We start from the raw sequence: 21,440 nt of genomic DNA, 5'->3' as shown, positions 1-21,440 counted from the left end.
GGCCCGCGTCGCTCAGGCGCCGCGCGAGGCCGAGGCGGGCCTGCACCAGGTAGGCGTGCGGCGTCAGGCCGGTGACGGCGGCGAAGCTGCGGATCAGGTGGAATTTGCCGATCTGGCCCTCGGCCGCGAGCGCGTCCAGCGAATGGGGCAGCTCGGGCGCCTCGTCCAGGCGGGCCCGCACCCGCCGCACTGCGTCGCTGCAGGGCGGTACACGGTCCACGTCCCGCACTAGGCAGGCGAGCAGGGGCAGCAAGGCCTCCTCGAACGCGGCGGGCGGCATGTGCGGGTGGGCGGCGCAAGCGAGCACCCGCTGCAGCTGACGCACGGCGGCGGGGTCCGACAGCACCGGCCCGGCGAAGCTGGCCGCGCGCTGGCGCGCGCCGCTCACATCGAGCAACAGCCGCTCCATCAAGGGTGCATCGAGATACAGCATGGTCCACGCGCGGCCGCTGGCATCGAGCGGGGCACCGTCATGGATCTCGCCGGGCAGGACGTTGATCAGGTCTCCGCGCCGCGCCTCCACGATGCCACTGCGGCTGCGCGAACGCTGGCCCCCCGCCAGCACCAGACCGAAGCCATATTGCTCATGGCTGTGCGGCGCAAAGGCGCGTGCCGAGTGGCCGGCCACCAGGTCGGCCTCCGGTCCCACGGCACGCATCTGCAAGGATGGGCTCATGTCACGCTGCGCGGCCAGGGCAGGCGCGGCTCCGGATGCAGGCGGTCGCACGGCAGCCGCCAGGTCACCCGCCTGGCTGGTGGCTCAGGTGCGGCATGAACTGCAGCAGCTCCGACCGCACGCGCAGCACCACGCCGGGGACGTCTCCCGGCTGCGGCGGCCCCCACCAGTCGGGCAGCTGGGCCGCGCCGCCGAAGCTCGGGGCGGCGCGCAGCAGGAGATATGCCGGAGCCTCGCCCCCGAGCGCCAGCCGGTACCAGCTGAACCGCTCATCCGCCGGGCGGCTGCGCACGTGCGCACGCAGCATCTGTTCGAAGGCCTGCGCCTGGCCGGGCGCGACGTACCAGGTATGCATCGCCAGGAACGGCGCGCTGTCGGGCAAAGGCGCGCCGGCACTCAGACCGGCCAGGCGTTCGAGCACCGCCTGGTTCTCGAAGTGGGCGTAGGGCCTGACATTGCGCAGCATGTCCAGACCGGCCTCCCCCGGCCGCAGCACATGGTCGAAATCGGTCGCCGCATGGAAGAAGCTCCCCGCCGCGAACTTGCCCATCCGTTCGCCCAGCACGAAATACCAGCCATACCAGGTCCACGGGTTACGCGCCGCCTGGTGCCACTCCATGTGGCGTTGGTAGCCCTCGTCAAAGCTGCGGTCCTGGCCGGGATTTGGCTGGACCACGAGCATGCGCGCGTACGGTCCAGGCTGCGGAGCGGGGGCCTGAGCGGCCGCCGGGGACAGGGCCAGATCGCCGGCCAGCAGCACGGCGGCCAGCAGAACCACGAATCGACAACGCACGGAAGCTCCTTCGCGAACAGGGTGGGCGCTGGGCCGGGCGGTGGCCCGGCTGTCTTTAGCCCTCCGGATGGTAGCTCATCTTGGGCGCATAGCGCAGCAGCTCCGCGCGCACCCGCGTCACAACGCCAGTGGCCGCGGGCGGCCGGGCCCCGGCAAACCAGTCGGTGAGATGCGCCGCGGCGCCGAAGCTCGGTACCGCGCGCAGCAGGACGTACGCGGGGGCCTCGCCGCCCACTGTCATGCGGTACCAGCTGAAGCGGGATCCCGCCGGCTGGGCCCTGGCCTGCGCGCGCAGGATCTCCTCGAAGCGCGGCGCGGCACCGGGCGCGACGAAGTAGGTGGTCATGGCCAGGTAGGGCGCGGTGTCCGGCAGCGGTGCGCCGGCGCTGACGCTGGCCAGGCGCTCGTAGATGCCGTGGCTCTCGAAATCGGCGTAGGGCTCGACGTTGCGCACGTTGTCGGCGCCGTCGTCGGCCGGACGCACGGGATCGTCGAAGTCCTCGGCGGCGTGGAAGAAGGTGCCATCCATGAATTTTCCCAGCCGGTCGCCCAGCACGAAGTTCCAGCCGTACCAGGTCCAGCGGTCCTGTGCGCCGCGGTGCCACTCGAGGTGGCGCTGGTAGCCGGCTTCGAAGGCGGTGGCCTGGCCGGCGTGCGGCTGGATCACCACCATGCGCGCATACGGGCCGGGCTGCGGCACCGGGGCCTGCGCCGCGGCGGTGGACAGAATGAGGTGGGAGGCCAGGACAGCGCCGGCCAACGGGGTCGCGAATCGAAAGCGCATGCATTCTCCGGTAGAGATTTCGAGGAAACACCAGGGCGCATCATCGCAAGACTGGCTAAAGGTTGGCTTAAGGCGCCGGGCTTTAGCCGGCCTTTAGCCACCTGGCCGGGCCTTGCGCGACAATACCGGGATCGCACTCTCGAGACCTTTGCCCTTGGATGCCATTCGCCTCCCGGCCGCTGCCGCGGTCCTGGTCAGCCGCGCGCCACGCTGCGTCAGCTACGAACTGCACGGCCATCTCGCCGCACCTCCCGCCGCAGTCTGGGCGGCCCTGCGCGATGTGGAACGCTGGCCGCGCTGGACCCCGACCGTGACCCGCGCCGCATGGGTGCACCAGGCCACGCTGGTGACGGGAGCGCGCGTGCGGCTCCACCAGCCCGGCCTGCTGCCCGCGACCTGGACGGTCGAACAGGCCGAGCCCTTTCGTGGCTTCAGCTGGAGTTGCCAGGGCCTGGGCGTCTCCGTGCAGGCGGGGCACTGGATCGAACCCGCGGCGGACGGCTGCCAGCTGTGCCTCACGATCACGCTGCGCGGGCCATGTGCGGCCGCGGCGGCGCTGCTGTTCGGGCGGCTCAACCAGCGCTATCTGCAACGCGAACTCGCCGGGCTGGCAGAATATCTCGGCCGCTGCCATCCACCTGTATCCATGAACGGAGACGCCACCCCATGACTGCCGTCACCCTGTGCCGCCGCGCCCTCGCCTGGGGCGCCATTATCGCCGTGCTCGACATCGTGAGCGCGATGGTGTTCTGGTATCTGTACCGGGAGGTCCCGCCCACCCGCATCCTGCAAAGCGTGGCGGCCGGGCTGGAAGGGCCCGCCGCCTTCCAGGGGGGCAGCGCCTCCGCCTGGCTCGGCGCCGCGCTGCACTTCGCCATGGCCTGCGTGATCGCCGCGATCTTTGCGCTGGTGGTGCAGGCCTTTCCCCGCCTGCTGGGCGCGCCGCTGCGCACCGGCGCGCTGGCAGGGCTGGTGATCTATGCCGTGATGAACTTCGTCGTGATGCCGCTGTCGCAGGCACCCGCACCGCGTTTCAACGCGCTGTGGGTGGCCTACGCCGTGGTGGTCAGCCACATGCTGTGTGTGGGGATGGTTCTGGCATTGCTGGCACGGCGCGCGGCGCAGGCTCCGGAAGCAGCTCCGGCGCGGCACTGAGCGCCGCGGTGGGCGGCGCGGAGGGGGGCGGCAGCGCGATTACGACGCGCAAGCCACCGCCGTGGGCGTCATTCAGCGCGATGGTGCCGCCGTTGTGCAGCAGCGCACGGCGCGCGATCGGCAGGCCAAGGCCACTGCCCGAGGCCGTGCTGCCCGGGATCCGGTAGAACCGCTCGAACACCTTGGCGCGCAGCTCCGGTGCGATGCCGGGCCCCTGGTCCGACACTTCCAGCGTGGTCCCTTCCGCGTTGGCGGCCAGGGTGACGCGTACGCGCGATCCGTCCGGAGCGTACTTCATGGCGTTGTCGAGGATGTTGTCGATCACCGCCGCCATGCTCTCCCGATGCAGCGGCAGCGTCACGCCGGGCTGGCAGTCGAGCTCCATGTCGATGCCGCGCGCCAGCCCCACGGTGGCGAAACAGGCCACCCGGTCCAGCAGCAGCTCGCCCAGGTCGAGCGGCACCTGGCGCAGATCGGCGGCATGGGCGCCCGAGCGCGCATACGCCAGCAGCTGGTGCACCGCATGGGCGCCGCGGCGGACACCCTGCTCCAGCCCTGCGTGCGCGCGGGCCTGTTGCGCGGCCCCGCGCGCGGCCAGGAGGTTATCCGCGTTGGCCTGGATGATGGCCATCGGTGTCTTCAGCTCATGCGCCGCGTCGGCCAGCAGATCGCGTTCGCGGCTGATGCGCTCGTCCAGCCGCTCCATCAGGGTGTTGATCGCGCCGGTCAGCGGCTGCAGCTCGCGGTAGGGCGGCGTGGCCAGCGGGGACAGGTCGGCACTGTCGCGCCCGCGCAGCTCGCCGATGATCTCGCGGATCGGGCGCAACCCGCGGCGCACCACGAACCACAGCGGAATGAGGTTCAGCGGCATGCTCAGGACATGCGGCAGGAACATAAAGCTCCAGTTGGTTTTCCGCAGCAGGAAGCCGAGCGTTTCCTCGGTTCCGACCCGCACGGTGAGGCCGCTCCGCGGGTCGGTCGCGCTGGCGGTCAGCCACGAGGTGCCGCCGTGCTCGAGACGCGCCAGGCCGCCCGCCGGCCGCGCGCCCGGCAGGCCGCCGTGGTCATACACCAGCGTGGCGCCGCGCCAGACCTGCATGGTCACCGGGCCGATGCAGTCCGCGTAGTACACATTGCGCATCTCGTCTTCCAGCGCCATGAAGCGGCGGGCCCGTTCGGCCAGGCCGGGCCCGCCGGCGTGATCCGCCAAGGCGTGCAGGGACATGCGCGCGAACACGCCCAGCTCGCGCTCCTGGCGGTCGCGGTTCACGCCCGCCGCTTCGAGCAGCATCCCGGCCAGCATGATGATCCACAGGAGAACCATCACGGCGGCGAAGCAGCCGAACAGCCGCAGGCTCAGGGAGCGGTTGGGCGGGGCGGACGGGGGCGCGGCCATGCGGGTCATTTCTCCATCACATAGCCGACGCCCCGGATCGTGCGGATATAGTCGCCGCCGATCTTCTTGCGCAGATTGGACATGTGCACGTCGAGCGCCTGGGCGTCGCTGTTGGGCAGGGCCCAGCTCTCCAGCTGGCGGCGCGTCAGCACCCGGTTGGCGCGCCGCATCAGGGCGCGCAGCAGGGCGAATTCGGTGGGGGACAGGGCCAGCGGGGCCTGGTCGCGCCGCACCAGCATGCGGCCCTCGTCCAGGGTCAGCTCGCGCACCGTCCAGACGCTTTCGCGGCCGTGGCTCCAGCCATTGGCGCGCCGGGCCACGGCGCGCACCCGCGCCAGCAGCTCGCTGGTGGCAAACGGCTTGACCAGGAAATCGTCGGCGCCCAGGTTCAGGCCGCGCAGGCGCACCTCGAGCGCCTCGCGCGCGGTGATCACCACCACCGGCATGTCCAGTTCCTGCGCGCGCAGCCGCGCCAGCAGTTCGAGGCCGTCGCCATCGATCAGGCCCAGGTCCAGGATCGCCACATCGAACGACTCGGCGATCAGCAAGCGCTCCCCGTCAGCGGCGCGGCGCACCCAGACCGTTTCATGCGCATCGTTGAGGGCCGCGTGCAGTGCCTGGCCCAGTTCGAGATCGTCTTCAATCAAACACAAACGCACCCTGCTCTCCCTCCACGCGCCTTGAGCGTATCGCAAGCTGCCCTTGAGCCAATCTTGAGACAACTGCCCGATACTGGCGCTGCTGGATCCCGGCCGTCCGGGTCCAGCATTCCATCGCGTGATTCACGCCCGGCCCGGATTCCGGGGCGGGCGTCTTTTTCCGATCATAACCCCAGTCTCTAAAGGATTGCTAAAGGCCCGCCGCGCCGGCCGGGCCGCCGTGGGCCGGCTGCCACACCAGCGCGGCGTAGCCGGCGCGCAGGGCATCGACGAACTCCCGCGGCTGCTCGAACGGCACATTGTGGGCCGCGCGCTCGAACCACACCAGGCGCTTGCCCGGTGCGCGCAGCTGCTCCAGGTAGGCCGCCGCCAGTGGCGCCGGGGTCACCTGGTCGGCCCGGCCGAGCAGGAGGAGGACCGGCACCTCCAGCCCTGGGACGCTCTGGCGCAGGTCCAGCTGCGCGAACGCCGGCCACAGAGCCGCCAGGGAACGGCGGTTGCCTGCGCCGAAGCGCCACAGATCCAGCAGGCTGGTTTCGGGCCGCCGCAGCGCGCCCCACACCAGGTCCCCGGTCGACATCCCGTTGGCGAAGGTGCCGCCGAAACGCTCGACCCAATGGCGTGCGACCAGCATGCGCTCCACGGTGTGCGGCGGCGGGCCGATGCCGCCCAGGTTGCGCTGCGCCACCGTGGCGCGCCGCTGCGCGGCCTGCGCCCGCGCGTACTCCCAGGACAGGCGTTCGCCGGCCCGCATGTCGGCCACCTGCCCGGTCCCCGCCACCAGCGCCACCGTTTCGGGGTGGCGCTGCGCGTACTGGAAGGCCAGCGCCGATCCCCATGAATGGCCGAGCAAGACCAATCGGGTGCGGCCGGTGGCGCGCAGCAAATGCGTGACCACCAGGTGCAGATCGGCCAGCACGGCCTCCATGGTGAGCGGGCGCGCGAACGCCTCGGAGACGTAGGACCGGCCGGTCCCCGGCTGATCCCAGTGCGCCACCAGGAAAGCCTCCTCCAGCCCGGGGGTGAAATGGCGGAACAGCGCCATCTCGCTGGTCCCCGGGCCACCGTGCAGCACCAGCAGCAGTGGCAGCTCCGCCCGCCGCCCGCGCAGCCAGACCTGCTCGGGGACGCCATTGACGCGCAGGCGCCAGCTGCGCTCGACCGCCCACGGCCCAGCGGGCGGATCGGCCGCGAGCCGCCACGCACAGCCGGCGATGAGGACGAAAGCCACAGCCAGCGCCGGCACCGCGCCCGCGCGCCCGGCCCTCCTCATATGTCTGTCCTCATACGGTCGTCCATCAGAAGCTGTAGCGCGCACCCACTTTCAGATACCGCCCGATCGCACCGCTGGCGTCCATCGGGTTGTAGCTCATGCCACCGTAAGTGAGCGGATCCAGCGGTGCGATCTTGTCGAACAGGTTGCTGACGGAGCCGAACAGCTGCAGCTGGCGCGACAAGTTGTAGCGCACCGACAGGTCCACCGTGGTGAACGAGGCCAGGCGGCAGTCCGCATTCGGCGCCGGGCTCTTGTCCGCGAACGCCGAGGCGCAGCGGGCGCCCGCATACAGGACGTTCTGCATGTCGGCCCGGTAGTTGGCGGTCGCACTGACGTTCCAGCCGTCGCGGTCCCAGGCGGCGGTGAGGCTGCCCTTGTCCTTGGGCGTTCCGGCGCAGTTGGAGGTGTCGCAGTTGCCGTGCGTGCCTGCGTACTGGTACTTGACGGTCGCCGACTCGGCCCGCAGCCAGGACGCGATGTGGGTCCAGGTCAGGTTCAGCGTCAGGCGCCCGGCGGCGCCCAGCTGCAGGCGCTTCTTCAGGTCCAGGTCCACGCCCTTGATCTCGGTGTAGCTCGAGTTGCGGTACGGAGCGTAGGTGAGCAGCAGGGTGCCGGTGTTCGGGATCACCACGCCGTGCGCATCCTTCAGGTTGTTGTCCGAACGGATGGCGGTGGGCAAGGCGGCCGCTTCGTTGTACGGCAGCGGGTTGATCTCATTCTCGCGGCGGATGCGCCAGCCGTCCAGCGCGAGGGAGGTGCCCTCGAACGGATCCCACACAATGCCGAGCGTGACGCCGCGCGAGGTCTCCGGCTTGAGGTTGGGATCGCCGACCTTGATCGCGGTGATGGAGGCCTGGCAGTCGGCCGCCGAGGCGCCCGGCAGCGGCGTGCCGTTCGGGCAGCGGACCGGATCGGTGGCGGTGGCGGTGCCGGTCGACTGGGACTCCTTGCCTGATTCGGCCGGGCCGGGCGCACGGAAGCCTTCCGAGTAGGTGCCGCGCAGCGCCAGCGTTTTCAGAGGCGTCCATTTGATCCCGGCCTTGGGCGTGGTGGAGGTGAAGGCGTTATAGCGGTCATAGCGCACGGCGGCGGACAGCTCCAGCGCCGGCAGGACCGGGGCGGCCACTTCCGCATACACGGCGGTGATCTCCTGGCTCCCCTTGGCCGCCACGTAGTTCTGGTTGATGCTGCCGTTTTCCGAACCGGGGAAGGACGGGTTGTCCACCTTCTCCTCGCGGTGCTCGACACCCACCGCCAGCCCCAGCATGCCGCCGGGGAGACGCAGCAGTTCGCGCGACGCCTTGGCGTCGATGCTATCGAGCCTGGTGGTCGAGTGGGAGCGCACGGTGCCGGCCAGGGCCGCGTACAGCGACGCCGGGTTCTTCTTGGCTTCCGCCCCGATGTAGTAGGGGAAGAACGAGCTGGACGGGTCGCCGAGAGCGGCCTTCAGCACGCCCATGTTCAGGGCCAGCGCGGCCAGCTCCAGCTCGGACTGCGAGTGCAGCAGGCCCGCATCGATGTCCCAGCCGGCCACCTGCCCCTTCAGGCCCACGATCACGCGGCTGAATTCATTATTGGCCTCGCGCAGGTTGGGTCCCACGTCCCAGGCGCCGTAGCGGACGCGCACCGCCGCGCCGAACGGGTTTTGCGGATGCTGGGCCGCCATCAGGATCGCCGTGCTGCCCGAGCCGTACGGGATCAGGCCTTGCGGATAGGCGGCATTCGGCGGAAACGACACGGTCGGCGTGATGGTCGGCGGCGCCAGCTGGGACGAGGTGTCGCGTTTCGAGTAGCTCGCTTCCGCATAGGCCTGCAGGTCGCCGTTGACGCGCCAGGTGCCCTTGGCGTACAGGTTGTAGCCGTCGATCTGCGGCTGCATGCTGCGCCATTGGTCCTGGTGGGCGACGCACACCTTGGGATCGGCTTGCACCGACTCGGACAGCTGGGCGCAGCCGGGCAGGAACACATATGCGTTGGTGACCGGGTTGCGCAGCGCGCCGGTGACGTTCGCACCCGGCACGCCCGAACTGAGGAAGCCGGTGGCGAACTGGGTCTCCAGCGCATAGCCCCAGGGCCGCAGGTCGCCATGGCCGATCCAGGCGCGGTCGCGCCGGTCCTTGTTGAGCAGTTCGTTGCTGCGGTAGACCTCTGCGTTGAGCAGCAGGTTGTAGCCGTCCGCGTCCAGGTCGCCGCGTCCCCAGGTCAGCGCGGCGCGTGCCTGGTTGTTGTCGTGATAGCCGGTGCTGGTGCCCGCCGTGGCCTTGACGATGGTGCCGTTCATGTCCTTGCGCAGGATGATATTGACCACGCCCGCGATGGCGTCCGCGCCGTAGGTGGCGGAAGCGCCGTCCTTCAGCACCTCGATGCGGTCCACCGCTTCCATGGGCACGGTGGACAGGTCGGTGAAGGTCTTCTGGCCGTCGTCGGCGCGCGCGAACGGCGCCATGCGGCGGCCGTTGAGCAGCACCAGGGTGGAGGTGGCGCCCAGCCCGCGCAGGGAAATGGCCGTGGAGCCGGCGGCGAACCCGTTGACGAACCCGGTCGGCAGCGAGCCGGCGCCGTCCGAGGTCAGGGTCTGCAGATATTCGGCGACGGTCGCCTTGCCGGATTTGGCCAGGTCGTCGCGGGTGATCACCTGCACGGGCGATGCCGTTTCGGCCTCCGCCCGCTTGATGCTCGAGCCGGTGATCTCGACCCGCTGGATGGGGGCCGCCGGTGCGGCCGCACTGTCCTGCGCCGCGGCTGTGCCAGCGGCCAGGATGGCCAGCGCGAGCGCGACGGCGCGCGCCATGGTGGAATGTGTGAGCATGTCTCCCTCTTGGATATCGTTGGTCTGAATGGATGTCTGGCGGCGGACGTACGGACAGCCGCCGACAGCAGTGTGGCGGCGGCGTCTCAAGGGAAGGTCAAGACTGGCTGAAGGCCAGCCAAAGGCGGGCCGGTGCGGCCCGCGCGGGCCAGTTCAGCCGGGGGTGACTTTCCAGCGCAGGTGGAAACACTCGATCCCGAAGCCCTGGCGGAAGTAGAAGCGGTGGGCATCCTCGCGCGTGGTGCGCGAAATCAGCTGCACCTCGCGGCACTGCTGCGCGCGGGCCACGTGCTTGAGGCCGTCCATCAGGCGGCTGCCCACGCCCTGCGAACGGTGTGCCTGGTCGGTCACCAGGTCGTCGATGACGAGAATGCGGTCGCAGTACAGCATGCGGATGATGCGGTAGCTGGCCACCGCGCAGATGCGGCCTTGGTCGCGCACCGCCAGCAGGCGCAGGCCTTCGGTCGCTTGCAAGCTGCGCACCTGCGCGAGATAACCGGCCGCGTCCAGGTCCGGGCGCAGCTGGGCCATGACGGGATAGCTGGCGCGGATCTCCTCGTCCGAGGCAAGGGCAGTCACGGTCATCATGGCGGCCATGATAGGCCAGCGGACTTAAGGCCGCTTAAAGGCCGCCCGTTCCGGTCACGCGGGCTGGCCGGCCAGGTACTCATCCAGTTCGCGCACGCGGTCCGCGCCCCACCAGGCTTCGCCATCGGCCACCATGAAGGGCACCCCGAACACGCCGTTGGCCAGCGCGGTCTCGATGCGGAACTTGAGCGCGGCCTTCACTTCGTCGTCATGCACGCCCGCGCGCAAGGCGTCAGGGTCGATGTCCAGCCGCGCCGCCACCTCGGCCAGTACCTCCACGTCGTTGACGCCCACGCCTTCGCCGAAGGCCTTGGCGAACACGCGCTGCGCAAAGGCGCGCGCCTTGTCTTCGCCATACGCCGCGTGCACCCACAGGAAGGCGCGCGGTGGATTGAGCCACAGCTTGGGAAAATCCTGCGGCATGGCGAACGGCACACCGCGCAGCCGCGCCCCGCGTGCCAAATCCTTCAGTGCGTACGCAAATTTAATCGGCACGAAGGGCGTCAGTTTGACGCCGGTGGCCTCGGTCAGACCGGCCAGCAGCACCGGATGCCAGCGCACCGTGCGGCCGTGGCGGGCGGCGATGTCCTCGATCTGGGTGGACGCCAGATACGAGTAGGGCGAGGTGAAGTCGAAATAGAAGTCGATGGCGCGGTCCATGGGAGTCCTCAGAGAGTGAAGTCGTCGTTGGTGTTGGGCAGGCGCCGCAGGATCTCGGCGGTATCGGGCGCAAACAGGTACAGCACGGCCAGCGCCACGGCCAGCAAGGTGAGTTTCATGGAACGCTCCTCTCGGTTATCGGCCTATTTCGCACACCCGTGCGAAATAGAATCAAAAAAATGGGCGCCGGTTCAAGCCTCGGCGTTCAGGCTCCGGTACGTCGAAATCAGGCGGTTCCACGCCCGCAGCGCGCGCTTGCCCGCCTGGCCATCGCGCAGCAGCCGCGTGTCGTGCACCAGGCCGACGACCAGGCTGTAGATCTCGTGGACCAGCTGCTCCGGGTCGGTGTCCGGCCGCAGATGGCCCGCCTCCACCGCCTGCAGGATGGTCTTGCGCAGCGACGCGCGCCAGGCCTGGGTGCCCTGCTCGATACGGTCGCGCACCGGGCCGGTCTGGTCGTCGAACTCGAATGCACCCGCGATGTACAGGCAGGAGCTGTCCAGCCCTGGGCCGGACGCGCGCGTCAGCCAGTTGGTGATCTGGGCGTTCAGGCGCGGCAGGCCGCGCGGCAGCTCCAGCGTGGGCACGAACACGGCGGTGACGAAGCGGCGGTCGAATTCGTCCAGCACCGCAGTCTGCAGGGCTTCCAGCGACCCGACCCGCGAGAACACCCCGGACTTGCTGATGCCGGTGCGCTTGGCCAGCTCGCCGAGGGACAGCTTGCCGATGCCCTCGGCGGCGGCCATGTCCAGCGCGGCGTTGATGATCGCGGCGTAGGTGGCTTCGCTCTTGGCTGTCAGGTTGTCCATGCGGCGGAGTTTAGCACAGCTGTGCGAAAGTGCTACTCTTTTCTCGCGAGCGCCGCTCCGGTGCCCAGGCCGCCCGCCATCATCACCGGGGCGCGGCCGCGCACGGAGTAGCTGATGGCCACGGTGGGCAGGTCGATGTCGGCCAGGGCCAGCGCCATCTGCCCGTCGCGCGAGAGGAACACGTCGCGGGTCACGGCGCGCAACGCGGTGATGCGGCCGTCCAGGTTCACGTACAGCACCCGGCCGCGCACGTCGATCGGCACTTCCATGCCGTTGTCCATGTCGTACACGCCATGCAGGCGGCGCACTTCCGCCGGGTCGAGAAAGGTGAGCGGGTACGGCTGCGGCGCATGGCCGGTGACTTCCACGCCGGGCAGCGGGGTCTGGGCCTGCGGCTGGGCGAGGGATGCAAAGGGACTGGCCGCGGCGATTCCGGCAGCCAGCAGGACGATGGCTTTCATGATGGACCTCCCTGTTCTGGTTGCCGCGGCGCCGTCGCAGCGGCATCCCCCCAGTCTAGGGCGGGCGCTCCCGGTTACAACCAGGGTCAGGGACGAAAAAAACCCGGCGGCCTTGCGGCACGCCGGGTCAGTCTCAGCTGATGAATCGATCGGCGTCTCAGGACGCCAGGCGTTGCGCGATCTGCTCCTTGGTCTCGACCAGCTCCTGCGGCAGGTTGTAGGCCAGCTTGTCGAACAGTTCTTCGTGCAGCTTCAGTTCCTCCAGCCAGGCCGCCTTGTCGATCGAGGTGATGGTGCCGAACTGCTCCTCGGTGAACTCGACGCCGTCCCAGTTCAGGTGCTCGTAGCGCGGCGAGGTGCCGAACACGTGCTCGTCGCCGCCGCTGGCGCCCTGCACGCGCTCCAGCATCCACTTCAGCACGCGCATGTTGTCGCCGAAGCCCGGCCACACGAACTTGCCGCTGGCATCGGTGCGGAACCAGTTGACGCAGTAGATCTTCGGCTGCTGCGGCAGCCTGGTGCCCAGGTTCAGCCAGTGCTGGAAGTAGTCGCTCATGTTGTAGCCGATGAAAGGCAGCATCGCGAACGGGTCGCGGCGCACCACGCCCATCTGGCCGGCGGCGGCGGCGGTGGTTTCCGAGCCCATGGTCGCGGCCATGTAGACGCCTTCGGTCCAGTTGCGCGCCTCGGTCACCAGCGGCACCGTGGTCGAGCGGCGGCCGCCGAAGATGAAGGCGGAGATCGGCACGCCCTGCGGGTCGTCCCACTTGTCGTCGATCACCGGGTTCTGGGTGGCGGCCACGGTGAAGCGCGCGTTCGGGTGCGCGGCCTTGGTGCCGGAGGCCGGAGTCCAGTCGCGGCCCTGCCAGTCGATCAGGTGCGCCGGCGCCTCCTTGGTCAGGCCTTCCCACCACACGTCGCCATCATCGGTCAGCGCCACGTTGGTGAAGATGACGTTCTCGCGCAGCGACGCCATGCAGTTGTAGTTGGTCTGCTCGTTGGTGCCCGGCGCCACGCCGAAGTAGCCGGCTTCCGGGTTGATGGCGTACAGCTGGCCGTCCGGGCCCGGCTTGATCCAGGCAATGTCGTCGCCGATGGTGGTGATCTTCCAGCCGTCGAAAGTCTTCGGCGGGATGAGCATGGCGAAGTTGGTCTTGCCGCAGGCCGACGGGAAGGCGGCAGCCACGTAGTGCTTCTGCCCTTCCGGCGACTGTACGCCCAGGATCAGCATGTGCTCGGCCAGCCAGCCGGTGCCGCCCTGCTTCGCTTCCTGGTAGCCCATGTTGGAGGCGATGCGCAGCGCGAAGCACTTCTTGCCCAGCAGCGCGTTGCCGCCGTAGCCGGAACCGAACGACCAGATCTCGCGCGTTTCCGGATAGTGGACGATGTACTTGGTCGGGTTGCACGGCCAGGCCACGTCCTGCTCGCCGGCGGCCAGCGGCTTGCCGACCGAATGCACACAGGGAACGAAGTCGCCGTCCGCGCCCAGCACGTCGTAAACGCCGCGGCCCATGCGGGTCATGATGCGCATGTTGACCACCACGTAAGGCGAGTCGGACAGCTCGACGCCGATGTGGGCAATCGGCGAGCCCAGCGGGCCCATCGAGAACGGGATCACGTACAGCGTGCGGCCGCGCATGCAGCCGTCGAACAGGCCGTTGAGGATGGTGCGCATCTGGCCCGGCGCCATCCAGTTGTTGGTCGGGCCGGCCTGTTCCGGAGTTTCGGAGCAGATGAAGGTGCGGTCCTCGACCCGGGCGACGTCGGTCGGGTCCGACCAGGCCAGGTAAGAGTTCGGGCGCTTGGCTTCGTTCAGCTTGCGCATGGTGCCGGCCGCGACCATTTCCTTGCACAGGCGGTCCGCTTCCTCGGCCGAGCCGTCGGCCCAGTAGATGCGGTCCGGCTTGGTCAGCGCGGCGATCTCGGCGACCCAGTTGATCAGCTTCTGGTTCTTGATGTACGGGGGAACGTTCAACGCCGCCACGCCTCCCATCACAGGTTGGTTCATACAGCCTCCAATGCCAAATAAAGAAACTGGTCAGTCCCGGCCCCGGCAGGATCGTCGTGCGCTGTGGGAAGCGCTTGCGCTCTGGAGCCAGTCACTTGGATTGGTTCGGCGGTACGGCGGTTCTACCGGTGGCCCGGAAGCGCGGCTTCGTCCAAGGCAAAGTCCGCGCGATAATGCTGGGATGCACCGGGCCATGAGGCCGGCCGGATCCCACGATTCGGGCCGATTGTACACCTCGATTTGCCTCGTTTATATGGCCGCACTACAAAAATGTAGGAATAATGCTTGAGTAAAGTAGTAAGCTATTCGGACGCTCGGGTTTCCTGTTATTTCCCTACGAAATCATGGATAAGATCGGCTAACTCACATGAAAATTGCGGTTCTCGACGATTACCAGGACAGCGTGCGCCAGCTCAAGGCGTGGCAAATTTTGGACGGGCACGAGGTCAAGGTGTTCACCAATACCGTGCGCGGGCTGGGGCAGCTCGCCATCCGCTTGCAGGGCGTCGAGGCGCTCGTCTTGATCCGGGAACGGACCCCGGTGTCACGGGCGTTGCTGGCCAAGCTGCCGCACTTACGGCTGATTTCGCAGACGGGGAAAGTGGCCGGGCACATCGACGTGGCAGCCTGCACCGAGCGCGGGGTGGCGATTGCCGAGGGCGTCGGCTCGCCCGTCGCCCCGGCCGAGCTGACCTGGGCGCTGATCATGGCGGCGCAGCGGCGGATCGTGAACTATGCGGCCAACCTCAAGGACGGGCTGTGGCAGACCGCGTCGGTCAATCCGCTGCTCAATACGCTCGGCGTGGTGAACCAAGGGCGCACGCTGGGGATCTGGGGCTTCGGCAAGATCGGGCGGATGGTGGCCGGGTACGGCAAGGCGTTCGGCATGGACGTCATGGTGTGGGGGAGCGAGGCGAGCCGTGCTGCGGCGGTGGAGCTGGGATATCGCGCGGCGCCTTCCCGCGACGAGTTCTTCGCGTCAGCGGACGTGCTGACGCTGCACCTGCGGCTCAATGATGCGACGCGGGGAATCGTCACCGGCGACGATCTGGCGCGCATGAAGCCGGACGCGTTGTTCGTGAACACGAGCCGGGCGGAACTGGTGGCGGAGGGGGCGTTGGTCACCGCGCTGCATGCGGGGCGGCCGGGGCGGGCGGCGCTGGATGTCTTCAATACGGAGCCGTTGCCTGCGGATGATCCGCTGCTGCGCATCCCGACCGTGCTGGCCACGCCGCACCTCGGCTATGTCGAGCGGGACAGCTACGAGCTGTACTTCGAGGCGGCCTTCCGCAACGTCGTCGCGTTTGCGAACGGCATTCCGACGAACATTCTCAATCCGGAAGCGTTCACGCGGCCGCGTGGCGGCGCCTGAGGCTTCCGGTTCTCCGCGAGCGCGGGCTGCGGCGCGCGGCGCGCGCAGATCGCGGCGGCTGTGAGCGCGAAGCGGCGGCGCCAGCCCTTAGCCCGGAATCTCGGGCATTCCGGTGATGATGTTGCGCTTGGGCGCGGGCAGCAGGTGCTGCTTGCGCCAGATGCCCTTCCAGCCCGGCGGCCACGCCAGCTCCGGCCCGCTGTAGGCCGGCATGCCCGCGCGCACGGGCACGATGGGCAGCGCCGGCGCATCCTGCCCCGCCGTGGCCGGATCCATGTCCAGGCTGTACATGTAGCCCGGCAGCAGCGCTTCGCACACCTCCTCGAACCAGCGCGCGTGATCCTCGTCCCGGCCCAGCGCCTGCGCCAGTCCCTGCGGGTCGAATTTGGCCAGCGTATGCACCAGCTCATCCGTGGTCGCGCCCGGCGAATCGCCCCAGCCCATCACGGGATTGAAGTTGTAGTCCGCTCCCGATCCATACCAGCCCTCGCGCCACGAGCGCTGCAGCCACTCGCGCTGCCCCGTGAACAGATGCCAGCGCCAGTGCAGTCCGGACGGTTTCGGCCACGAGTAGAGATACAGCCGCTGGTAGCCAGCACGGTGCAACTGGCGCACCATCTGCATCAGGCGCGCGTGCGGCATGCGGTCCGGCGGGGCGCGGCGGAAGAGGATGGGCTCGCCGTCGCCGAACTGCACCTCGTCGCTCGACAGGTTCAGATCGAGTGCGCGCGCCTCGGTGCCGAAGCGGGCCGAGATCCAGCCGGTCAGCAGGTTGACGGCCGTGATCACGCCATAGCCGCGGTGGCGATGGAAGATCACAGTGCCTGGGGCAAGAGCTTTCATTCAGAACATCCCAACTAGCAAAGACCACCAATATAGGGAGCGTTTGCTCAACAATCCAGCCCCGTCACATGCTGAAACAGGTTTGGTAAGATGCACGCTTTTCGATTTCCCCAACGTTCAGGCAAGGGTACACCATGGGCATCCGGATCGTCGCTACGGGCGGCACTTTCGATAAACATTACAACGAATTGACGGGTGTGCTCGGCTTTTCCGATTCGCACTTGCCGGACGTAATCAAGCGCACGCGCATGACGGTGCCGGTGGCGCTGGAAGTGCTGCCGCTGCTCGATTCGCTGGATATGCAGGATGCCGACCGCGAGCGCGTGTTGGCGGCGTGTGCGGCCGCTTCCGAACCGGCCATCGTGATCGTGCACGGCACCGATACCATGCCGGAAACGGCGCGCGTGCTCGGCGCGGCCAACCTCGGCAAGACCATCGTGTTCACCGGCGCCATGATCCCCTACGAGATCGCCAACTCGGACGCGCTGTTCAACCTCGGCGTGGCCGTCGGCGTGGCGCAGACGCTGCCCGCGGGCGTGTACGTGGCCATGAACGGGCAGGTGTTCAGCTGGAACAACGTGCAGAAAAACAAAGCGGCTGGAGTGTTCCAGCCGCTCTAACTTGCCGCACGGCGGGGTCAGGCCTCGGCTTCGCCGCCGAGGGCCTCGACGATGTCCTTCATCAGCTGGGACAGTTCGCCCGTCATCAGCAGCATGTCGTTGTCGAAACGCTCCGCATCGTCGCGGGTCACGGCATCGTTTTCCTTCAGCACATCCAGCGGCTTGATGCCCTTGATGGCCAGCTGCTCGGTCAGCACGAAGGACACCTTGTCGTTCCAGGTCATCGCCAGGCGCGTGCACTGCTTGCCGGCGGCGATGTGGCGGCGGATGTCATCCGGCTCCAGGGTGTGCTTAACATAGCGCACGGCGGCCTTCGACTCGCCGGTCGCGCGCAGCTCGGTGTCCTGGTCCACGGTGAAGCCGTACGGGGCTTCGTCCATTTCCAGCCAGGCGGTCATCACGGCCACCGGCGAGCGCTGCACGCGCAGGCTGGACAGCGGCATCTTGTCCACGGCCTTGAGCAGGTGCTTGATCACGTCGTCCGCCTTGGACGGGCTGGCCGCGTCGACCACCAGCCAGCCATTGACCGGGTCGATCCAGCAGAAGGTGTTGGAGCGGATCGAGAACGCGCGTGGCAGCAGCTCGTCGGCCACCCGCTCTTTCAGTTCTTTCATCGCTTTTTTCCCCGGCGGGAAACCCTGCTGCTCTTCCAGCTCGGCGGCTTTGGCCTTGGCGACCTGGTTGATGACCGAGTTCGGCAGCAGCTTCTTTTCGGTGCCGAGCACGATCAGCATCTGCTTGTTCACTTCGTGCACGAGCTTGCCGTTGCCGCGCGGCGAGTCCCAGCCCTGGCGCATCAGCTCATTGCTGCTGGCGGGCGCGAAGCCAAAGCCCTTCAGGGCGTCTTCAAGTTGTTCGGCAGAGAAATTCCAAGGAGCGGGGAGACGGTAGATCTGGAGATTCTTGAACCACATGTGTTTGCTTTCCGGATGATGCGGACGGTCTGGAGGAACCCGCCATTTTACACGGCCTGGTCGGTAAAAAGACTGAGTTGATCGGAGCTGTTTGTTTCACCCAACCGCACGCCGAGGCCCAGCAGGCGCACCGGCTGGGGCGAGCGGTGCCAGGCGGTGTCCATCAGGCGGCGGAAGGTATCGATGTCGGGCACGGAGCCGACGCACTCGGCGGTCGTGCGGTGGAAGTCGGCGAAGCGGATCTTGACGTACAGCTTTTCAATCTGCCCCTCGGCCCCGCAACGCTTGATGCGGCCGGACAGGCTCTCCCACAGTTCCGGCACCAGCGCCAGGCAGCCGGCCAGGTCGGGGATATCCGGCGTGTAGGTCTCCTCGGTGCTGATCGACTTGCGCTCGCGCGCGTTGGACACCTCGCGGACGTCGATCCCGCGGCAGAGGTCGTGCAGCCGCGCGCCGAAGCTGCCGAAGTGGTGCTGCAGCTCCTGCAGCGTCCAGCTGCGCAAGTCGCCACAGGTCTCCGCGCCCAGCTTGTTCAGCTTGGCGGCGGTCACCTTGCCGACGCCGTGCAGCTTCTTCACCGGCAGCGCGGCGACGAAATCATCGACCTCCTCCGGCCGCACCAGGCACAGCCCGTCCGGCTTGTTCCAGTCGCTGGCAATCTTGGCCACGAACTTGTTGGGCGCCACGCCCGCCGAGGCGGTAATGCCGACGGTCTCGAAAATGCGCGCCCGGATCTCCTGCGCGATCAGGGTCGCGCTGCCCTTGCACTGGGTGGAGGCGGTGACGTCGAGATAGGCCTCGTCCAGGGACAGCGGCTCCACCAGCTCGGTGTAGGTCTGGTAGATGTCCATGATCTGGCGCGAGGCGATCCGGTACTTCTCCATGTTCGGCGGAATCACGATCAGGTGCGGACACAGCTTGAGCGCCTGCGCCGTCGCCATCGCCGAATGGATGCCAAACCTGCGCGCCTCGTAATTGCAGGTTGCGACCACGCCGCGCTGGTCGGCCCGGCCGCCCACGGCCAGCGGCTTGCCGCGCAGGCTGGGGTCGTCGCGCATCTCGACCGACGCGTAGAAGCAGTCGCAGTCGCAATGGATGATTTTTCGGACGGGCGGTTGCAAGCGGGCGAACGGAGTACTGTGATTCCATACAGTATCGCGCAAAAGAACCGTCCCGACAATAAAAAAGGGCTGCCGCAGCAGCCCTTTCGTCATGCAGGCAAGGCTTAGAACGATGCCTTGAACTGCACGCCCCAGATACGCGGCTCATTGACGAAGCCGGTCAGGTTGTTGAAGTCGATCGCGCCGGTGGCACGGATCTGGTTGGTGATGTTGCGGCCGTAGACGGCGGCTTCGTAGTTACCGTCGTGCCAGGTGTACCCGACGCGGATGCCGCCTTCGGTCAGCGGCTTGCCTACGAACTCGGCGGCTTCATACAGGAAGAAGTTGACCTTGCTGCGGTAGGACCAGTCGGTGTACACGAAGGCTTGGCCGTCGGCCACTGGCCAGGTGTACTTGGCGGTCGCGTTCAGCGAGTACTTGGGCGCCTGCGGCAGCGGGTTGCCGTTGATCTCGACGCGGCCGGCCGCGTTGATCGGGTCGGTGATGGTGCACTGGCCGCACTTGTTCACCGACAGGGACGGATCCTTGATCTCGGTGAAGTTGTACGAACCGCCGAACGACACGCGCAGGGCCGGCATCAGGTAGCCGTCGAAGTCGAACTCGACGCCGCGGCCATCGGTCTTGGCTGCGTTGATCAGCTTGGTGACGTTGGAGTTACCGCCGACCACGGTCAGCTGCTGGTTCTTGACCTGGTAGTCGTACAGGCTGACCGAGGCGCGCGCGCGCTTGTCGAACAGGTCGGCCTTCACGCCGGCTTCGTACGACACGATGGTCTCGGAATCGGCCACGGTGATCGGCACGCTGGCCGAGGCGGCGGCGATGGACGGGGCACGGAAGCCGGTGGCGATGCGGCCGAACGCGTTCACGTTCGGGTTCAGGCGCCAGGTGGCGGACAGGTCCCAGTTGACCTTGGAGGCGCTGGTGCTGACTGAATCCGGACCGGTCTGGACCACGTTCACGCGCTCGGTGGTGCGGAAGTCCTTCTTGTCGTTGGTGTAGCGCAGGCCGCCGCGCACGGTCAGCGCTTCGCTCACGTTGTAGTTCACCGAACCGAACACGGCCCAGGCCTTGTTCTTCTGGTTGCTCTGCAGGTGGGTGGTCTGGCCGCCGGTGTCGCTGTTGTAGGCGTTGGTCGAGGCGGTGCCGTCTTCGTCGAAGTAGTACAGGCCGGCCTGCCAGTTCAGCGGACCGCTCTGCTTGGACTCGACGCGGAATTCCTGCGACAGCTGGCCGAGGTTCGGCATGCCGGCCGCGCTCTCCACCTGGAACGGCACGAAGCCCGGGCCGCCCACGTAGCCGCCGTCGATGTCGCCGCGGCTGTAGTAGTCGATCACGTGTTCCCAGCCGGTGATCGAGTACAGCTTGTACTCGCCGAGGTCGTACGACAGGCGCAGGTTGGCGCCATTGGTCTTCAGGTGCTGGTAGTTGCGGCCGTTGGTGCTGATGTTCTCTTCATCGAAGCCCGGCACCAGCTCGTTGCTGCCCTTCTGGATGATGTTGGCGCGGAACAGGCGCGCGCTGCCGGTGGTGGTGCGCTGATGCACGTTGAACAGCGCGTTGAACTGCGCGTTCGGCTGGTACAGCATCTGCACGCGCTCGGCATGCTCGTTGTAGCCTTCCAGCGCGTCGTTCTCGTGGGTGAAGGTGTTGTTCACCCAGTTGTCGCGGTGCTGGCGCAGCATCGACGCGCGCAGGGCCCACTCGCTGGACAGCGGCACGTTGGCGGCAGCTTCCAGGTTGGTGGTGTTAAAAGTCGCCCACGACGCGTTCGCGTAGCCTTCGGTCTTGCCGAGCTTGGGCTTGGCCGAGTCGAACTTGACCACGCCGGCCGGGGTGTTGCGGCCGAACAGGGTGCCCTGCGGGCCGCGCAGCACTTCCACGCCGGCCAGGTCGAACATCGGGTAGCCCTTCAGGATCGGGTTCTCCTGCACCACGTCGTCATAGATCAGCGACACGGGCTGGGACGCGAAGGCGTTGAAGTCGGTGTTGCCGTAGCCGCGGATGTAGAAACGCGGGAACACGCGGCCGTTGGACGACTCGATGTTCAGGCTCGGCACCTTACCGGCCAGCACGCGGATGTCCTGGCCGGAGGAGTTCAGCACGTCCAGCTTCTCGACGTTCAGGATGCTGACGGACACCGGCACTTCCTTGATGTTTTCGGTGCGGCGCTGGGCGGTCACGGTGACGGACTGCAGCACCGGCGCTTCGGTCGACTGGGCGAACACGGTCGTCATCGGCAGTGCGGCCGACAGGGCGACCAGCAACGGGGACTTCTTGAGCATGTGTGTATTCCTTACAAGTGAGTGATCTTGCGGGGCTGTCTCCGCTAACTCGTCGCCGAGGGGATCCCTACGGTTGTTGTTGTTTTGTAAGGCCGGTATTTTGTGCGGCGCAGCGGGCGATTGCAAGACAAACCACTGTCAAGGGGATAACAAACAACAGTTTTGGCTGCCAAAGCCAGCGTTTTGGCCGCAGATGTGCATATGAGCCTGCGCC

The 21,440-nt window shown here is 67.7% G+C and carries 20 protein-coding genes; 4 read left to right on the top strand and 16 right to left on the bottom strand.

The window, feature by feature from the left end; all coding sequences use genetic code 11:
• The 3 genes from E4L96_RS17970 to E4L96_RS17960 all read right to left on the bottom strand — a co-directional run.
• On the bottom strand, positions 1-676 hold a 676-nt coding region (locus tag E4L96_RS17970), incomplete at its 3' end, for an AraC family ligand binding domain-containing protein (protein ID WP_135208587.1).
• Positions 677-740: 64 nt separating this feature from the next.
• The gene (locus E4L96_RS17965; RefSeq protein ID WP_135208586.1) at positions 741-1,469 is read right to left on the bottom strand and encodes a hypothetical protein; all 729 of its coding nucleotides are present in this window, start codon (positions 1,467-1,469) and stop codon (positions 741-743) included.
• 55 nt (positions 1,470-1,524) lie between these two features.
• Positions 1,525-2,253 (bottom strand): hypothetical protein, encoded by a 729-nt coding sequence (locus tag E4L96_RS17960; RefSeq protein WP_135208585.1) that lies wholly within the window; start codon positions 2,251-2,253, stop codon positions 1,525-1,527.
• A gap of 154 nt (positions 2,254-2,407) precedes the next feature.
• Here E4L96_RS17960 and E4L96_RS17955 point away from each other — a divergent pair, with 154 nt between their 5' ends.
• Both E4L96_RS17955 and E4L96_RS17950 read left to right on the top strand, forming a co-directional pair.
• Positions 2,408-2,923, top strand: coding sequence for an SRPBCC family protein (locus E4L96_RS17955; RefSeq protein ID WP_167758732.1), 516 nt, complete (start codon positions 2,408-2,410; stop codon positions 2,921-2,923).
• Positions 2,920-3,408, top strand: coding sequence for a hypothetical protein (locus E4L96_RS17950; RefSeq protein ID WP_135208583.1), 489 nt, complete (start codon positions 2,920-2,922; stop codon positions 3,406-3,408). The genes E4L96_RS17955 and E4L96_RS17950 overlap by 4 nt, the downstream gene beginning before the upstream one ends.
• Here E4L96_RS17950 and E4L96_RS17945 read toward each other — a convergent pair.
• The 9 genes from E4L96_RS17945 to E4L96_RS17905 all read right to left on the bottom strand — a co-directional run bounded on the left by E4L96_RS17945 (position 3,320) and on the right by E4L96_RS17905 (position 14,074).
• Positions 3,320-4,813 (bottom strand): sensor histidine kinase, encoded by a 1,494-nt coding sequence (locus E4L96_RS17945; protein WP_135208582.1) that lies wholly within the window; start codon positions 4,811-4,813, stop codon positions 3,320-3,322. The two genes, E4L96_RS17950 and E4L96_RS17945, sit on opposite strands and share 89 nt — an antisense overlap.
• On the bottom strand, positions 4,810-5,463 hold the full coding sequence (locus E4L96_RS17940; protein WP_135208581.1) for a response regulator: 654 nt from the start codon (positions 5,461-5,463) through the stop codon (positions 4,810-4,812). The genes E4L96_RS17945 and E4L96_RS17940 overlap by 4 nt, the downstream gene beginning before the upstream one ends.
• Positions 5,464-5,653: 190 nt before the next feature.
• Positions 5,654-6,736 (bottom strand): alpha/beta fold hydrolase, encoded by a 1,083-nt coding sequence (locus E4L96_RS17935; RefSeq protein WP_135208580.1) that lies wholly within the window; start codon positions 6,734-6,736, stop codon positions 5,654-5,656.
• Between the two features lie 25 nt (positions 6,737-6,761).
• Positions 6,762-9,548 (bottom strand): TonB-dependent receptor, encoded by a 2,787-nt coding sequence (locus tag E4L96_RS17930; RefSeq protein WP_229414596.1) that lies wholly within the window; start codon positions 9,546-9,548, stop codon positions 6,762-6,764.
• Positions 9,549-9,701: 153 nt separating this feature from the next.
• Positions 9,702-10,136, bottom strand: coding sequence for a GNAT family N-acetyltransferase (locus E4L96_RS17925; protein WP_135208579.1), 435 nt, complete (start codon positions 10,134-10,136; stop codon positions 9,702-9,704).
• 54 nt (positions 10,137-10,190) lie between these two features.
• Positions 10,191-10,796, bottom strand: a complete 606-nt coding sequence (locus tag E4L96_RS17920; protein ID WP_135208578.1) for a 2-hydroxychromene-2-carboxylate isomerase — start codon at positions 10,794-10,796, stop codon at positions 10,191-10,193.
• 191 nt (positions 10,797-10,987) lie between these two features.
• Entirely contained in the window at positions 10,988-11,605 is a 618-nt protein-coding gene (locus E4L96_RS17915; protein WP_135208577.1) for a TetR/AcrR family transcriptional regulator, read from the bottom strand.
• A gap of 32 nt (positions 11,606-11,637) precedes the next feature.
• On the bottom strand, positions 11,638-12,066 hold the full coding sequence (locus E4L96_RS17910) for a hypothetical protein (RefSeq protein WP_135208576.1): 429 nt from the start codon (positions 12,064-12,066) through the stop codon (positions 11,638-11,640).
• Positions 12,067-12,223: 157 nt separating this feature from the next.
• Positions 12,224-14,074 carry a phosphoenolpyruvate carboxykinase (GTP) gene (locus E4L96_RS17905; RefSeq protein ID WP_135208575.1) on the bottom strand — a complete coding sequence of 617 codons (1,851 nt, stop codon included), beginning with the start codon at positions 14,072-14,074 and terminating at the stop codon, positions 12,224-12,226.
• Between the two features lie 367 nt (positions 14,075-14,441).
• Between E4L96_RS17905 and E4L96_RS17900 the strand changes: the two genes are divergently transcribed.
• Complete coding sequence (locus E4L96_RS17900) at positions 14,442-15,446, top strand: D-2-hydroxyacid dehydrogenase family protein (RefSeq protein WP_135208574.1); 1,005 nt, start codon at positions 14,442-14,444, stop codon at positions 15,444-15,446.
• An 87-nt stretch (positions 15,447-15,533) separates the two neighbouring features.
• Here E4L96_RS17900 and E4L96_RS17895 read toward each other — a convergent pair whose 3' ends face one another.
• Complete coding sequence (locus E4L96_RS17895; protein ID WP_135208573.1) at positions 15,534-16,289, bottom strand: L-asparaginase; 756 nt, start codon at positions 16,287-16,289, stop codon at positions 15,534-15,536.
• A 134-nt stretch (positions 16,290-16,423) separates the two neighbouring features.
• On the opposite strand from E4L96_RS17895, the gene E4L96_RS17890 reads away from it, so the two are divergent.
• Positions 16,424-16,909, top strand: a complete 486-nt coding sequence (locus E4L96_RS17890) for an asparaginase domain-containing protein (RefSeq protein ID WP_135208572.1) — start codon at positions 16,424-16,426, stop codon at positions 16,907-16,909.
• 17 nt (positions 16,910-16,926) lie between these two features.
• On the opposite strand, the gene E4L96_RS17885 is transcribed toward E4L96_RS17890, so the two are convergent.
• The 3 genes from E4L96_RS17885 to E4L96_RS17875 all read right to left on the bottom strand — a co-directional run bounded on the left by E4L96_RS17885 (position 16,927) and on the right by E4L96_RS17875 (position 21,226).
• Positions 16,927-17,823, bottom strand: coding sequence for a recombination-associated protein RdgC (locus E4L96_RS17885; protein ID WP_135208571.1), 897 nt, complete (start codon positions 17,821-17,823; stop codon positions 16,927-16,929).
• Between the two features lie 47 nt (positions 17,824-17,870).
• Positions 17,871-18,944, bottom strand: coding sequence for a DNA polymerase IV (gene dinB / locus E4L96_RS17880; RefSeq protein WP_267874338.1), 1,074 nt, complete (start codon positions 18,942-18,944; stop codon positions 17,871-17,873).
• A gap of 104 nt (positions 18,945-19,048) precedes the next feature.
• Complete coding sequence (locus E4L96_RS17875) at positions 19,049-21,226, bottom strand: TonB-dependent receptor (RefSeq protein WP_135208569.1); 2,178 nt, start codon at positions 21,224-21,226, stop codon at positions 19,049-19,051.
• Positions 21,227-21,440: the final 214 nt, after the last annotated feature.

Source organism: Zemynaea arenosa, from assembly GCF_004614185.1.
Taxonomy (GTDB): domain Bacteria; phylum Pseudomonadota; class Gammaproteobacteria; order Burkholderiales; family Burkholderiaceae_D; genus Telluria; species Telluria arenosa.
Note: the sequence above shows the minus strand (reverse complement) of the source record. Positions and strands in the feature narration are given on the sequence as shown.

Coding starts and splice junctions, on each gene's coding strand:
- E4L96_RS17960 (WP_135208585.1), bottom strand. CDS start 2,253: ATGCGCTTTCGATTCGCGACCCCGTTGGCCGGCGCTGTCCTGGCCTCC.
- E4L96_RS17950 (WP_135208583.1), top strand. CDS start 2,920: ATGACTGCCGTCACCCTGTGCCGCCGCGCCCTCGCCTGGGGCGCCATT.
- E4L96_RS17945 (WP_135208582.1), bottom strand. CDS start 4,813: ATGACCCGCATGGCCGCGCCCCCGTCCGCCCCGCCCAACCGCTCCCTG.
- E4L96_RS17935 (WP_135208580.1), bottom strand. CDS start 6,736: ATGAGGAGGGCCGGGCGCGCGGGCGCGGTGCCGGCGCTGGCTGTGGCT.
- E4L96_RS17930 (WP_229414596.1), bottom strand. CDS start 9,548: ATGCTCACACATTCCACCATGGCGCGCGCCGTCGCGCTCGCGCTGGCC.
- E4L96_RS17925 (WP_135208579.1), bottom strand. CDS start 10,136: ATGATGACCGTGACTGCCCTTGCCTCGGACGAGGAGATCCGCGCCAGC.
- E4L96_RS17920 (WP_135208578.1), bottom strand. CDS start 10,796: ATGGACCGCGCCATCGACTTCTATTTCGACTTCACCTCGCCCTACTCG.
- E4L96_RS17915 (WP_135208577.1), bottom strand. CDS start 11,605: ATGGACAACCTGACAGCCAAGAGCGAAGCCACCTACGCCGCGATCATC.
- E4L96_RS17910 (WP_135208576.1), bottom strand. CDS start 12,066: ATGAAAGCCATCGTCCTGCTGGCTGCCGGAATCGCCGCGGCCAGTCCC.
- E4L96_RS17905 (WP_135208575.1), bottom strand. CDS start 14,074: ATGAACCAACCTGTGATGGGAGGCGTGGCGGCGTTGAACGTTCCCCCG.
- E4L96_RS17900 (WP_135208574.1), top strand. CDS start 14,442: ATGAAAATTGCGGTTCTCGACGATTACCAGGACAGCGTGCGCCAGCTC.
- E4L96_RS17895 (WP_135208573.1), bottom strand. CDS start 16,289: ATGAAAGCTCTTGCCCCAGGCACTGTGATCTTCCATCGCCACCGCGGC.
- E4L96_RS17890 (WP_135208572.1), top strand. CDS start 16,424: ATGGGCATCCGGATCGTCGCTACGGGCGGCACTTTCGATAAACATTAC.
- E4L96_RS17885 (WP_135208571.1), bottom strand. CDS start 17,823: ATGTGGTTCAAGAATCTCCAGATCTACCGTCTCCCCGCTCCTTGGAAT.
- E4L96_RS17875 (WP_135208569.1), bottom strand. CDS start 21,226: ATGCTCAAGAAGTCCCCGTTGCTGGTCGCCCTGTCGGCCGCACTGCCG.